A 14,111-nucleotide genomic window follows, 5' to 3' on the forward strand; every position below is an offset into this window, starting at 1 on the left:
TAAGAAACAATGAAAAAAATAATCGCTATAGCATTTTTTACTGCTGTTCTGATATCATCATGCACCTCAAAATCATCAACAGCAACTTCAGCTATAGGCCCTGCAGTATCTACTGCTGAACAAATCGCTCAGGGAAAGACCATTTTTGAAAGCTCTTGTACCAGATGTCATAAACTACCGGATCCCACATCACATAATCCGGTTCAATGGGTAGGAATTATGAACTCTATGGCTCCAAAAGCGAAACTCACTGACGAGCAGCATCAATGGGTATATGATTATATTGTTTCTGTAAAAAAATAATCACATCTAAAAATATTACAATGAAAAAGTTAGTTTTAAGTATTGTTTTAGGATCTGCATTTATGGTTTCGTGCGGACCGAAAAGTGTAGCGGTAACAGGACCGAAGTATACAGCTTCTGAACAACTGACTCAGGGAAAAACCATTTTTGAAAATTCCTGCAACAAATGCCATCAATTACCGGATCCTGCAAAACACGACGACCAGGGATGGATCAAAACGTTAAGCAGAATGGCTCCAAAAGCTAAACTGACTGATGATCAGCATCAAATGGTGTATGATTATCTGATTTCTGTAAATAAAAAATAAGCTTTCAAATGAAAGCTTATTTTTTTAACTCTATTCCCAATCCAGGTTTCTCCGATAAAATTATGATACCCTTTTCTACAAAGTTCCCAGTAGCATAATCATTGGAGATCAGATTTGCCCCGTCGAGATCAACGTAATCGACAAGTCCGGTTAAAACACACCCTGCAGAAATCCCAACTGTAGATTCTGTCATGCATCCTATCATTACTTTGTAACATGAACTTCTGGCTTTTCTTATCATTTCTAAAGCAGGGGTCAAACCTCCGCATTTCATTAATTTGATATTGACACTTCTATAATAAGGTATTAAAGCTTCTAAAGAATCCATCTCCTGACAGTCCTCGTCTGCCATCCAGTTAGCATAAGCATTTTTTTCTAAAACCTGATAATGGCCGACTGGTCTCGGCTGCTCAAGGTATGTGAATTTTTGCACATCGGAATTTCCCTGAAGCCATAAACAATCATCATCCGTAAAGCTGGCATTCGAATCCAGAGCGATATTCCTGTCCAATTGTAAAAGTCTGGTTACACCATCCTTTTGTAAACCACTGCATTTCACCTTAAACTTATTCCAGATGCTTTTTTCGATTTTTTCGATTTGCTCACCTATAGTTCCTACAGATATAGTAATGGAACTATCCACTAATTTTTTTGAAGAAAGATCATTGAGCTCCATAAAACTCTTATTTTCAAGTTTTCCGAAAAGGTCCCAATAGGCGCAATCTAAGGCAGATTTTAAAAAGGGGTGTAAATCTGAAAAAGAAAGAAATTGATAAAATTCTTTTGGGTGTTCAATTTTTCGTGCTTCAATTCCGGAACGGATTTCATTTAATTTTGAAACCAACATGGTCAGATTAATCTTATAATAATCAATGGCAACACACTCTCCATATCCTTTACAATTATGGTGAGATAATTCGATAAGCAAACTTTCTCTGGTGTTATAATTACCATAAGCTATTGAGAAAGTTTCTTTTAATCGAAGGGATTTGATTTCAAAACGCAGTTCCATACATTAAAGCTACAAAAAAAGCTGTCTCAAAAGATCAACAATACTCTCCAATCTCCAGAATGACAAAGCCATCAGACAGAATTTCGAAAGTAAAAGTGTTCTTGAAACAACCTTATTTTAATCTTAACAATTGTTTTTTACTTTACAATTAACTTTTCAATTTGACTTTTAAGTCCTTGCTTAATATGAACCATATATACTCCTTTAGGAAAACTTTTTGTAGAAATGGCTTTTTTAGATTCTGGCATTCTTGAATCAGTAATCACCACTTTTCCCGACATATCAAATACTCTTATTTCTACTTCATCTTTTGATTTACTTATATTTCCAACAAAGAACTCATCATAAGTAGGATTAGGGAATATAATAAATTGATTATTGGCAAGGTTACTTTCCTTAGTTGCAAGCACACTATCACAGTCCGATGGAATAGTAAAATCTTCTACTTGATCAGTTCCCACCGTTTTACTTCCCGCAGAAGCATTTACTCCTAATCCTCTTTTGGCAAATGCTTTCCAAATCATACATTTATCTTCTCCTCCATTTCCTATAGCATCAGCTTGAAGAATAGCATCTCTACCATCAATAAAGGTTGGACTACATGGTTGCAGCTTAAGCCCATCAACCACAATCTGTAATGCTTTTGCATTACCGGATGTTGGGTTTGCCAATACATCACTATTATATCCATACTTTTCAACATACTTCCAGGTAAGATCCCAGAGCATGGTAGCCCAAATAAATCCTACACCATGAGGAACTACAGCAGTATTGGTACTATTATATGTATACCCGTTTACAGAAAAATCCGGAGAATACTTAGCCGGTCTGATCCCAACTCCTGTAACTGGCTGCCCTTTCGGATAAGTTCCTACACCTCTTGCTAAGGATGATGTGTCACCTGGTCTTGTAGTCAGCATCAAGGCAAAGTAGTCTGACCATCCTTCCCCCATTTGTTCAATGGTATTAGTTGTCGATAGACAACTGTATCCCTGACCGGTTAATCTATTTGAAATACCATGACCGTATTCATGAGCAATAATTCCGTTATCAAAACTCGAATGTTTAAATCCATCATAATCAAAGTCCAATGTGGCATTAATAGCATTGCCATTGTTAAGCTCTCCAACCAGAAAAAGCCCCTCTGTTTTCCCAATGTTTATAGAAGGAATATTGACTTGAGATCCATAGGATCCAGCACCCATGCTTGTGGGAGTATCATTAGAAGGTCTATAGACTATTACACCAACAGCACCTGCATTCTGAGCATTCAATACTTTGAGACCATACTCACAACTTGTACTTGTTACAATTGCAATTTTGTTTGTAAGACTACCCGGCGCTGGCGCTGTACATGCATCTGTAGGTGATGAAACAATGAGGTCTCCTGTCACTGGCGGGCCAAAAACCGGTCCAAATCCTGCTCCACCTGTTAATACTTTTGGTCTGCTAGTAATTGATGCAGGAGTGTTGTATTGATACCTTATGATAGGATCATCAGGAGTCTGTGTTCTATCATAAAGATACATCTGCATTCTTGGCGCTAAAACCTGGGGCTGCCCTCCAACAACCCTTTCATAACCTGAACTAAAATTAGCATTGTTAAGTCCACTTCCATCAAAAGCCTCTGCTCTCACGGCATCATTCCCTATTCCACCATTATTAAAGTTATTCGTCTGAAAGTTTCTCGCCGTTTCTGTGAATCCGAATTTATAAAATATATCATGCATTTTATTGTTCATATAAAACAAATTGGTGATAGCAGCGTCTTTGTAGGCAAAAGGATCATCATACCTTCCATCTGCAAAAGGAAAATCGAAATTAAGCGTGCTTCCTCCATCTGGTGAATATCCTGGAACATTGGCATTATTTTGATCTGAATAGGCATAAACATTGTTTCCTCTCGTGTTTGTGTAATTATTTGTCCCATCCGAATGCCATCCCTCGGGAGAGGCTTGTACATCCCATGGATTATTAATAGTTGAACGAGAACCAAATGTGGGAGCTTCCAGAGGTAAAGGAAAAATATTATAGGAAGCATTGGAAGGAGGAAACAAGCTATTAACCAACTTTGTATTTGGGATTTTATTAGCCACTCCTTGAAGCATTTGTACATTATTCATCTTTTCAGTTGCCTCCAATCCGTTAGAGGCTTCGTGCGGATGGATATTCCGTTCAAAACTACAATCAAGTGTCAGGTTATCCTTACTAAGTATTTCTCCACTACTCGCATTGGCAATTACATGCCAAACATCTGACGTATTTTTATCTGAAACAAATAACTCTTTAGATAAAATATATAATCCATTTTTCTCAAAATATACATCTGTCAAATAATCTATGTTTGCGATTTCGCGTAATCCCAATTGCTGCTTGAGAAACTCCTTTGAAAGGCTTTTCAAAACTTTTGGCTGATTAGCAATAACAATATTTCTACTAAAGGTATTTTTTTCGGAAATGATCTTATCATTTTTTATAATGACTTTGCCTAAAGCATTATAAACCCTAAGTCCATTGTAAGTTTGTTGAACATCCAAAATATTAGCGTTCAAACTTTTGGAAGAATCATTATTTAAAATCTCAATCCCAACCTGTCTATTATTACCGCTCTTTAAATTTAGCTGTCCATTTCTTTTGTAAAAATCATGAATGATATTTTCAGAATTCTGAGCGTTCATTTTATCAAAACAAAAAAGCATCACCACAGACACAGGCAATAAAAATAATTTTTTACTCATAAATATAATTTTTAAGCAATAAATATACAATTTTTACAGAATATCCTTAATGCAAACTACTGCTTTTAATCAAAAAAATACTCTTATGTTCAAATTCTTTATTTTTTCGGCATTTTTGATTTAATAAATTTAACCCGTTCTTCAAGAATATCAATCATTTCCTTATTATAGCTGTATTTTCTGGCTTCTTTTAATGGTTTCAAAGCTTTCCTGTATTCCAATCTGATCTCAAACAATAAAGATTTATGAATTAATATTCTGGACTTATCAATCCCTTTGATCTTTAAAGCGTATTCAATCAATTTTTCTGCCTCATCAAGATCTTCATTATCTAAAAGACATTTAATATAATATTGGGGAGTATTAAGATTTGAAACATTGCCTCTGCAAAATATAATTTTGCTTTTTCATAATCTGTTAACATTTCACTGTATATTCTCCCCATCAGGCAAAGGCTGTCTGCGTCTTCCGGATCGTAGGATAAAGCATAGTTCAGAGCTTCCAGACAAGAAGGAAGACTGTATGGATAGTTATCCAATGCTTCAAAATAATATTTATTTTTAGTTAAGGTCATTTTTTAAATTTTTAAGTTCATTCTTAAGACTGCTCCTTGTTTTTTTAAAGGATTTATCTTTGTAATTATGTTTAAAATCCGTCCCTGAAAAAGTACGGACAGGATTTCCCCTTTTTACCTGCAGATGATGGGTCCAGGTTTCCTGCATTCTATTGGCCATTTGTTGAATATTTAATTCCATTACTTTTTCCTTTAATCTCATAACAGAAAGTTTTTTATTCTCCAACTGCGACCTTGAATCCTGTGCAAAAACACTTATTCCTGTCGGAATATGGGTAGCCCTTACCGCAGTATTTACCTTATTGACATTTTGCCCTCCGCTTCCCTGGCTTCTTGTCGTTTGGAACTGAATATCCTTTTCGCTAAAACCCACCTCGTGAGTGTTTTCAATTTCAAAGATTCCAATAAACCAGTTGCTCCGTTTATGCAGTTTTCTAAAGGTACTTCTTCCGCTCCAACAGATACTTCCCAACCAGTTTTTTAAAAATCCGGATGTATCCTTTCCTTTTAAAAGAAGGGTAACCGATTTTAGGGTCAGATTTTCATCCCCGTTTTCTCTGTGGATGATTTCGTATTGTATTTTTTCCTGTTTTATTTCTTCAAGGAATACTTTCAAAACTTTAGCAACGACCCATTGGCATTCTAAAGGTCCTCTTCCCGAAGTGATTTGTATAAGTTTGTCCATTTTATTTTGGTATTTCACTTAATCTGGGGTGCCCCACTGGATCAATTCCTTTTTCCAACAAATCCCTGACGGTTATCACTGCCCAGCATTTGTCACTGGAATGAATATTTCTGTAAAAAGTAAGCAACACTTCAGGCTTTACTACCGTAAATCCATTGGCTAATATGGTTTCCAGGTCATCCCTTTCAAAAAAATCGATGGTAATTCTATGGAACTTCCCGCTTTCCAATTCTATTGTTTTTTCGTATCTCCTAAAATTTTCCTCACTTGGCAGATGGTCATATCGCGTCCATACCTTCTGAAAGCCTTCTTTCACAAGCAGCATTACCACATCCGCAACATCTTCTTTCTTTACAAAAACATCAATATCCTTATGATCATGGGCGTGTTTATACTCTGTATGTCCTTTTTCAGACATAAAGTGCCAGGCCCAGCCTCCCGATAAAATGATTTTATTTTTTAATTTTTCTAAAATTTCAAGTCCGTATTGAATTCTAAATTCCGGCCAGACTTCGCCGTATCTTTTTATATTATGTGGTGCTCCCATTTCTCTTTTTTTTATAAAATTGAGGGTTAATAGTTGCCAGCTAAATTTCTTAACTGACAACTAAAAACTATCATTTGATTATTTATCCATTCTCACGATCCGTGGTTGAAATGTTCCCAGAATATCCACCAATTCGCTTTGTGCGTTCATGACCTCATTGATGTCTTTATATGCCATAGGAGCTTCTTCTGCATTTCCACCCATAAGCACAACATTCTTTAGCTTGAGCTCTTTTTTAATATCATTCTGGGTGAACATATTCCTGCACTCTCCTCTGGAATACGCTCTTCCTGCACCATGAGAAGCAGAATTGAGCGCATCAGGGTTTCCTTTTCCACGAACAATAAATCCCTTTGCTGTCATAGATCCGGGAATCATTCCCAGTTCATTTTCATTGGCAGGAGTAGCCCCTTTTCTGTGGACAATTACTTCTTTTCCATTATGAATTTCCTTCCACGCAAAATTGTGGTGGTTCTCAATTCTTGCTTTCACTCTTCCTCCTACGGCTTTTACAAGCCTTCTATGAATATCATCATGGCATGCTGAAGCATAATCTCCTGCAAGGTTCATTGCTGTCCAGTATTCAAGTCCCATATGGGTATTCAGATCCAGCCATGCAAAATTTTGAGCTTCTTTAGGCAAAGGACATTGCTCTATCGCAACCCTTGAATAATACTGTGCTATCTCCGCTCCCAATCCACGCGAACCGCTGTGTGAAAGAATACCCAGATATCTTCCTTTCGGCAGACCTATCTGTGCTTCTTCCTCTGTAATTTCAACCTCCCCAAATTCTACAAAATGATTTCCCCCGCCCGAAGATCCCATTTGCTTGATTGCTTTTCCTTTTAATCTCCTTAAAATAGGAATCAGATCAAATGTATCACGATCAAAGATTTCATGTTCAATATGAGATTTATGGGTTTCATACATCCCGAATTTGGTATGATCAGCCAACGCTTTTTCATATTTATCTTTAGCGCCGTCCAGATATGAAATAGGTGTATCCAAAATACTAAGGCTCATTCTACAGCCAATATCCATTCCCACTCCATAAGGAATCACTGCGTTTTCAACGGCAAGCACTCCTCCTATGGGAAGTCCGTAACCACTATGTGCATCAGGCATCAGGGCTCCCTGAGTTGCTATTGGTAATTTTAAAGCAGTATATAACTGATTCTTTGCTTCTTCAGAAATATGGTTACCAAATATCTGAAATGATGCTCTTTGTGTATTCAGCATTCTCTTTTCTGTCTTTTTTGAAGAAAGTAAGGCCTCTGCAATTTGTCCGAATGTCAAATCTTTCTCAAAGTTCTCCGGATGAAGCATAATTTCTTTTAGAAGTGCTTTAACGTAATGGATATTCTTTGTTGCAAAATTTCTTTTCATGACTTCCAAAGCTATATTGACACTTTGATTATTTGGATAGCCTAATTTTAATATATCTTTTCCTTTAAGTTTTAAATTTCCCATTGTTTTAAATTTAGGTATGAGATGCCAGATACTGAGTCATAGACTTCTAAGCATACAGACACCATTCAACTATTATTTTAGTTGATTTGTAATAACATCATAACCAGGCAGAGACTTTTCTTCCGTCTGAATGATCCTATTGTAGCCTTTCCGGTAAAACGGATTGAATAAAAATTTCTATGTATTAATGAAATTTCATTTCTCCTGAATTATTTGGAAGACAAAAAAAAATTAAAAGATTTCGGGGAAACTTAGGTTTGAAATATTGCGCAATAAAAAACCCGAAATCTATACGACTCCGGGTTCTGATATTTCAATATACTATTGTTCTATGAATGTACCAAACCACGAAGCCTTACCACCATAAGGGGCAATCCAACTGTAGAATTCTTTTGAAATTTGAACATTTGCTTCGTTGTTTTAAATTGGTTAAACTTTATTTTCAGGTGCAAATATATACAATTTTCAGAAAAGTAATCATTTAATTATAAATTTTTGAAAAATAAAAAGCTTCAACAGGAAACCTGTTGAAGCTTTTTATCTGCATGTATTACTTTAATCTTTAGAGCCGAAAGTATCCATTCTTGCATCCATGCCTCTACTGTTAGGACGGTATACTCTTTCCGGGTCCAGAAAATAAACATTGTGTTTTGCCTTAGCAATGATCCCTTTATAAACGTCTTCCGGTAAACCTGCAGTATCTTTATCTGTTGATTGAACCGTATTCTGTGCTTCTTTTTTAACTTCTATAGCACCACTTTCATTTAAAATGACCTTTGCTTTTCTGGCATCCTCTATATTTTCCGTATAGACGATTATATTAATTTTACCTATACTTCCTTCTCTATAAGCTGTAAGCAGCTCTATTTCATTTACAAAAATATGGTCCCAAAAACTTTTTGTCTTCTCATCTTCTTCGTAATCATCTGCCGATGTTCCGTTTTCTAATTTTGATTTTGAAACAATGATATCCGCTTCTTTAAATCCTTGATTCTGTAGTTCTTTTTTTATTCCTTCTACATCTGCATTAGCAGGGAATATTGAAATTACTGTATAAGCCATATCTAAATTTTTCACTTAAAAGTGCAAAAACCATACAACAATGGCCAATATTAAAATATTTAACTTTTGTTTAGAAACTTATCCAGGATCTCTACAGCGCATTTAGGAAGATTGGTTCCGGGGCCGAAAATAAAGTCTGCACCGTTTGCGTAAAGAAATTCATAATCCTGCTGAGGAATAACCCCACCTACTACAATCGTTACATCATCTGCCCCTAATTTTTTTAATTCTTCCACGACCTGTGGAACGAGGGTTTTATGGCCTGCTGCGAGAGAAGACACTCCTAAAATATGAATATCATTCTCTACAGCTTGTTTCGCTACTTCTTCCGGAGTCTGAAATAAAGGAGCTACATCCACATCAAATCCCATATCGGCAAATGCTGTTGCCACTACCTTAGCACCACGATCGTGTCCGTCCTGCCCCATTTTGGCAACCATTAATCTTGGGCGACGTCCTTCTTCTTCCTCAAATTTTTGAGTGAGATGAAGGGCTTTTTCGAAATATTCATTTTTACTCGCATTCATTGCATATACTCCTGAAATTGTTCTGATATTGGCTTTGTATCTTCCAAAGCTCTCTTCCATCGCATCACTCATTTCACCAAGTGTCACTCTTCTTCTTGCCGCTTCAATACATAAAGCTAAAAGGTTTCCTTTACCTGTTTTTGCACTCTCTCTGATCTCATTTAAGATCTCTTCAACAGCTTCTCCATTTCTTGTTTGCTTGATGGAGTCCAGTCTCTCAATTTGTTTTCTTCTAACTTCTGTATTATCAATATCGAGGATCTCGATAGGCTCTTGTTTTAGAGCTGATTTAAATGAATTGACACCTATGATAAATTCCTCACCGCTATCTATTTTTGCCTGCTTTCTGGCTGCCGCTTCCTCAATTCTCATTTTAGGAATTCCTGCCTCAATTGCTTTCGTCATTCCTCCTTCCTGTTCCACCTCATCGATATACCTCATTGCCTCCTCAATCATCTGCTGGGTAAGACTTTCCACCAGATTGCTTCCTCCCATCGGATCCACCACATCACAAATTCCACTTTCCTGCTGTAAAATAATCTGGGTATTTCTGGCAATTTTTGCTGAATAATCTGTAGGTAAAGCAATCGCTTCATCCAATGCGTTCGTATGTAAGGATTGTGTTCCTCCCAATGCTGAAGATAATGCTTCAATAGCAGTCCGGGTAATATTATTAAAAGGTTCCTGCTCTGTAAGTGACCATCCTGATGTTTGAGAATGGGTTCTCAGCGCTAAAGATTTTGGATTCTGAGGGTTGAACTGTTTCAAAAGATTAGCCCAGATGTATCTTGCAGCACGCATTTTAGCTATTTCCATAAAATGGTTCATGCCTATTGCCCAGAAAAAAGAAAGTCTTGGGGCAAAATCATCCACATTCATTCCGGCTTTAATTCCGGTCCTTACATATTCCAAACCATCTGCCAATGTATATGCCATTTCAAGAACAGGGGTTGCTCCCGCTTCCTGCATATGATAACCAGAAATCGAAATAGAATTGAATTTGGGAATGTATTTAGATGTATATTCAAAGATATCCGCAATGATCTTCATGGAAGGGGTAGGCGGATAAATATAGGTATTTCTTACCATGAACTCTTTCAGAATATCATTCTGAATGGTTCCTGAGAGCTGATCCTGTTGAACACCTTGTTCTTCTGCGGCAACAATATAGAAAGATAAGATTGGTAAGACCGCACCGTTCATCGTCATGGAAACCGAAATCTGATCCAGAGGGATTTCATTGAATAAAATCTTCATATCCTCAACGGAATCAATGGCAACCCCGGCTTTCCCAACATCTCCCACAACTCTTGCATGATTGGAATCATATCCTCTGTGGGTGGCAAGATCAAATGCTACAGACAATCCTTTTTGCCCTGCTGCCAGATTTCTTCTATAGAATGCGTTAGACTCTTCAGCGGTAGAAAATCCGGCATACTGACGTATTGTCCAAGGTTTTTGAACATACATCGTTGAATACGGCCCTCTTAAATAAGGTGAAATTCCGGGAGATGTCTCTGTAAGAGCTTTATCTTTAACATCTTCATGGGTGTAGGATGATTTTAATTCTAACCCATCCTTTTCGAAATTATAAATCTCACCTTCTTTAGGCAAAATATCCAGATCCAGTTTTCTTACAGAAATTGTCTTTCGCATTTCAATAATTTTATCCCCGTAAAGTTAATTTTTTTGAATGAAACATGAAACTACAGTTAAACACCTGTTATTAAAACCAATAGCTAAATAAAAAGCCGGACAATTGTCCGGCTCCGATCTAATTTTTAACTTTATTATTTCTTAATCAGCTTTGTACTGTATGTTTTAGTTTCACCGGTAATGGTAATAACATACATTCCTTTAATAAGTGAAGCTACATTAATTCTTTGACCTTCAAGTTTACCGCTTTGTACTAGTCTTCCTTCAGCGCTGTAGATCTTATAATCTGCTTTTCCTTTAAGATTTTTAACTTCAACAAAGGTATCGGCAGGATTGGGATAAATCTCAATTTCAGATTTTGTTCCTCTTACTTCATCCACAGCAAGTGCTCCTGTAATTTTCACAGAAAAGTCCCTAAAAGAACCCGTTGAAATTACTCCACCGCCACCTACCGGAATAGATGAAGTACCACATGGTCCAGTGGCAGGATTAAAGAAAGTACTTGCCACTCTCATTCTTAATGTTTTGTCACCTGAGTAGGCAGTTGCAGGTACCGTAAATACAATCGTCCCATCATGGAAATTAAGATCATTTGCAGCATTATAAACCGGAACGGCACCACTAGATCCTATCTTTTCTGAGGCTTCAAAAGTACCATTTCTATTATAATCAATCCATATTTCTAACCAGTCATTATAAGTTCCAAGACCATGACCTAAATTTCTAAATGAAATAGTATATTGAGTACCTTTTGTTAAGTTGATTAATTTACTGGCATCTTCACTAAAATCCAAATACGTTCTAGCTGCAGTATTCAAGTTACCTGAGAAATAATTAACATTAGCCAGATTTAATTGAATAAGCCCGCTGTAGTAGGGTGCAAGAAGATTATTCCCCCCTGTAGTCATCAAACAGTAGTCAACTCCTGTTCTTAAACCTTTCGTTTTGAAAGTATAATTCGTAGAGAATGCTCCAGGTACATTGTTTACTACAGCTGCAACTTGGGTTTCATAACTGGTTTCGTCTTCAAGACCTGTTAAAGAAACAGAATTAGTATTACTTACCGCATTAGCCCAATTTACTTCACCAACTTTTCTATAGTTAATAGAATAAGTATTAGCTCCGGGAACACTGTTCCAAGAAACTCTTGCCGTGGTCTTTAAAATTTCAGAAGGCAGTACGAAAATTCCTGTAGGAGCATTAGTCGTTGATGTAGGGGCTGTTCCAATAGTAACCTGAGGAGACACCGCATAAAATATATTTCCAATTGCTGATATTCTAAACTTAACAGCACCTGTTAAATTACTTGGCATTTGTGCGGAATAATTGCCTGTATTGGGAGTAGTAGCTACCAGATCAGTCCATGTATTTCCGTTATCGGTTGTATAATCTATTTTCACATTGGTAACATTATAAGGAGCTGCATTGGTATTAGCCACCTCCCATTGGATCGTGTTTGAAGCATTATTATATAATACCGAGGAAGCAGTTAATCCGTTAAATTTAAATGGTCCATCATTACCAACTGTTACAGTAGTCTCAGAAGAAGATAACATTGGTCTTACAGTATTCTCATCTCTTACTGTCACTGCATAGTGTAAAGTTCTAGGCACATAAGGAACTGTTTCCCATGTCGCTTTATTGGTAAGAGTACCATTCATTACTAAAGGCAGACTTGGAAAATATCTTCTTCCACTTGCTGTTCCAAAGAAAGATCTTGCTAAGGATCCCTGAGTATTGTATCCCCATCCACTATCTCCTGAAATTGAAGCGAAGTCATCAACACTGTCATATTGTTCCCATGTATATTTCAATGGGTCATTTTGAGCATCTGTTGCTACTGCATCTAAATAATATGCTGTTCCTTTTGGAATGCTATAAGATGTAAGAGGAGAAATTACAGGTGGAGTATTCGTTGTAATATCTTGAGATATACCACAAGCAGCCGGCTTACCTTCAAGATTTGTTAGTATTTGATTGATTGAAGCATAGTGGAAATAAGCATCGGAATTCATTTGTACATTGTCCTGTGTAATTCCTGCATAACTCATAATCGTTGTTCCACCCCCAGGTTCTACATTCACTCCTGAACCTTCAGTGCTTTTTGAGAAAGTATGGTTTCCCCCTAACTGATGCCCCATTTCATGGGCAACATAGTCGATATCAAAAGTATCACCACTTGGATTTCCATTTGAAGGAGAAGTAAATCCGGAACCTTTACCTTCTGGCTCTGCAGTCGACGGATCTACACAAATACATCCAACACATCCTGCATTTCCCCCTCCTCCATCAGCTCCGAATAAGTGTCCAATATCATAATTAGCATTTCCTACATTGGCTGTTAAAGTATTTTGTAATTCTAAGTTCCAAGCTCCTGCCGATCCAGCAGCAGCATCAGAATATGGATCTGTAGCAGGGTTACTATAAACAATTGTTGGCAAATCCTGAACAATTAATTTAACTCCAAAATCTTTTTCAAATACTCCGTTTACACGAGTCATCGTCGTATTCATCTGTGCAACAGCACCAGGTACTCCGCCAAAATGCTGGGTATATTCACCTGTAACAGACAGTGCAAGCTTATATGTTCTATACTTTGTACTGGAAGGTCTACTTGTAATTCCTACACTAGAAAGCTTTTTTTTTCCGTTACCCTCCAGCGTCTTTATATCTTTAAAGCTCTTTTCCTCACTTGTACATTCAAACCCATGATCTCCTTCAGTCCTCTTGGTTTTGTAAAAGACTCCATATGTCTGCTTATCTGTAGAAATAGGTTCTATAAATTGAAATACGCCATCCTTAATAATCATAGATTGCATTTCAGTTGGGGAGGTACTGAATCTTACATATTTGGAAGGATCATCAATACCTACCCCAACATATGAACCTAACTGATATCTATCTGCCAGAGATTTCTCCATAACAGGATTACTGTACACAGCAAACTTTTCAATTTTTCCCTCTACGGTAGGCAAATTAATAACAACAGGTTTGGCATTGTTTCCTGTTTCAACAGCATCTTTTAATAAATTTCTAAGCGAAGTTAAATCTACTTTATAAGCATATTTAACCTCTACTTCTTTTCGTAACTGGGAAGTCTTTTGAGATACGGATTCCCATCTTTGAGCATAACTACTGGTAAGTCCAGCAGCTAGTGCACAAATAAGTAGAACTTTCTTTTTCATAAATTACATTTATTTTAATAAAAACGTTAAGCATTTCAACAAAA

General features: G+C 36.8%; 11 protein-coding genes. 2 read left to right on the top strand and 9 right to left on the bottom strand.

The window, feature by feature from the left end:
- Nucleotides 1-9: 9 nt before the first annotated feature.
- Nucleotides 10-303, top strand: coding sequence for a c-type cytochrome (locus G9C87_RS11720; RefSeq protein ID WP_172281316.1), 294 nt, complete (start codon nucleotides 10-12; stop codon nucleotides 301-303).
- A 20-nt stretch (nucleotides 304-323) separates the two neighbouring features.
- Nucleotides 324-611 (top strand): cytochrome C, encoded by a 288-nt coding sequence (locus tag G9C87_RS11725; RefSeq protein ID WP_172281318.1) that lies wholly within the window; start codon nucleotides 324-326, stop codon nucleotides 609-611.
- Nucleotides 612-627: 16 nt separating this feature from the next.
- Here the strand turns inward: G9C87_RS11725 and G9C87_RS11730 are convergent, their stop codons facing one another.
- The 9 genes from G9C87_RS11730 to G9C87_RS11770 form a co-directional block, all read right to left on the bottom strand.
- On the bottom strand, nucleotides 628-1,623 hold the full coding sequence (locus G9C87_RS11730; RefSeq protein ID WP_172281320.1) for an enolase C-terminal domain-like protein: 996 nt from the start codon (nucleotides 1,621-1,623) through the stop codon (nucleotides 628-630).
- Between the two features lie 137 nt (nucleotides 1,624-1,760).
- Nucleotides 1,761-4,361: a T9SS-dependent M36 family metallopeptidase gene (locus tag G9C87_RS11735; RefSeq protein ID WP_172281322.1), complete on the bottom strand. Its 2,601-nt coding sequence runs from the start codon at nucleotides 4,359-4,361 to the stop codon at nucleotides 1,761-1,763.
- 331 nt (nucleotides 4,362-4,692) lie between these two features.
- A complete protein-coding gene (locus tag G9C87_RS20805; RefSeq protein ID WP_228457006.1) occupies nucleotides 4,693-4,935 on the bottom strand; it encodes a hypothetical protein in 243 nt (80 codons plus the stop codon).
- Nucleotides 4,922-5,620, bottom strand: a complete 699-nt coding sequence (prfH, locus tag G9C87_RS11745) for a peptide chain release factor H (RefSeq protein ID WP_172281324.1) — start codon at nucleotides 5,618-5,620, stop codon at nucleotides 4,922-4,924. Before prfH ends, G9C87_RS20805 begins: the two co-directional genes overlap by 14 nt.
- Before the next feature lies 1 nt (nucleotide 5,621).
- Nucleotides 5,622-6,167 (bottom strand): hypothetical protein, encoded by a 546-nt coding sequence (locus G9C87_RS11750; RefSeq protein ID WP_172281325.1) that lies wholly within the window; start codon nucleotides 6,165-6,167, stop codon nucleotides 5,622-5,624.
- A gap of 78 nt (nucleotides 6,168-6,245) precedes the next feature.
- Nucleotides 6,246-7,637 carry an RtcB family protein gene (locus G9C87_RS11755; protein ID WP_172281327.1) on the bottom strand — a complete coding sequence of 464 codons (1,392 nt, stop codon included), beginning with the start codon at nucleotides 7,635-7,637 and terminating at the stop codon, nucleotides 6,246-6,248.
- A gap of 555 nt (nucleotides 7,638-8,192) precedes the next feature.
- Complete coding sequence (locus G9C87_RS11760) at nucleotides 8,193-8,699, bottom strand: hypothetical protein (protein WP_172281329.1); 507 nt, start codon at nucleotides 8,697-8,699, stop codon at nucleotides 8,193-8,195.
- Nucleotides 8,700-8,758: 59 nt separating this feature from the next.
- Nucleotides 8,759-10,882, bottom strand: coding sequence for a methylmalonyl-CoA mutase (scpA, locus tag G9C87_RS11765; protein ID WP_172281331.1), 2,124 nt, complete (start codon nucleotides 10,880-10,882; stop codon nucleotides 8,759-8,761).
- 134 nt (nucleotides 10,883-11,016) lie between these two features.
- On the bottom strand, nucleotides 11,017-14,067 hold the full coding sequence (locus G9C87_RS11770; RefSeq protein WP_172281333.1) for a reprolysin-like metallopeptidase: 3,051 nt from the start codon (nucleotides 14,065-14,067) through the stop codon (nucleotides 11,017-11,019).
- Nucleotides 14,068-14,111 lie beyond the last annotated feature (44 nt).

Source organism: Chryseobacterium sp. LAM-KRS1 (genome assembly GCF_013184525.1).
GTDB lineage: Bacteria > Bacteroidota > Bacteroidia > Flavobacteriales > Weeksellaceae > Chryseobacterium > Chryseobacterium proteolyticum.

What these genes read in the sequence shown, in the direction of transcription:
- G9C87_RS11750 (WP_172281325.1), bottom strand. Translation starts at nt 6,167, where the DNA reads ATGGGAGCACCACATAATATAAAAAGATACGGCGAAGTCTGGCCGGAA.
- G9C87_RS11760 (WP_172281329.1), bottom strand. Translation starts at nt 8,699, where the DNA reads ATGGCTTATACAGTAATTTCAATATTCCCTGCTAATGCAGATGTAGAA.
- prfH (WP_172281324.1), bottom strand. Translation starts at nt 5,620, where the DNA reads ATGGACAAACTTATACAAATCACTTCGGGAAGAGGACCTTTAGAATGC.
- G9C87_RS11735 (WP_172281322.1), bottom strand. Translation starts at nt 4,361, where the DNA reads ATGAGTAAAAAATTATTTTTATTGCCTGTGTCTGTGGTGATGCTTTTT.
- scpA (WP_172281331.1), bottom strand. Translation starts at nt 10,882, where the DNA reads ATGCGAAAGACAATTTCTGTAAGAAAACTGGATCTGGATATTTTGCCT.
- G9C87_RS11770 (WP_172281333.1), bottom strand. Translation starts at nt 14,067, where the DNA reads ATGAAAAAGAAAGTTCTACTTATTTGTGCACTAGCTGCTGGACTTACC.
- G9C87_RS11725 (WP_172281318.1), top strand. Translation starts at nt 324, where the DNA reads ATGAAAAAGTTAGTTTTAAGTATTGTTTTAGGATCTGCATTTATGGTT.
- G9C87_RS11730 (WP_172281320.1), bottom strand. Translation starts at nt 1,623, where the DNA reads ATGGAACTGCGTTTTGAAATCAAATCCCTTCGATTAAAAGAAACTTTC.
- G9C87_RS11720 (WP_172281316.1), top strand. Translation starts at nt 10, where the DNA reads ATGAAAAAAATAATCGCTATAGCATTTTTTACTGCTGTTCTGATATCA.
- G9C87_RS20805 (WP_228457006.1), bottom strand. Translation starts at nt 4,935, where the DNA reads ATGACCTTAACTAAAAATAAATATTATTTTGAAGCATTGGATAACTAT.
- G9C87_RS11755 (WP_172281327.1), bottom strand. Translation starts at nt 7,637, where the DNA reads ATGGGAAATTTAAAACTTAAAGGAAAAGATATATTAAAATTAGGCTAT.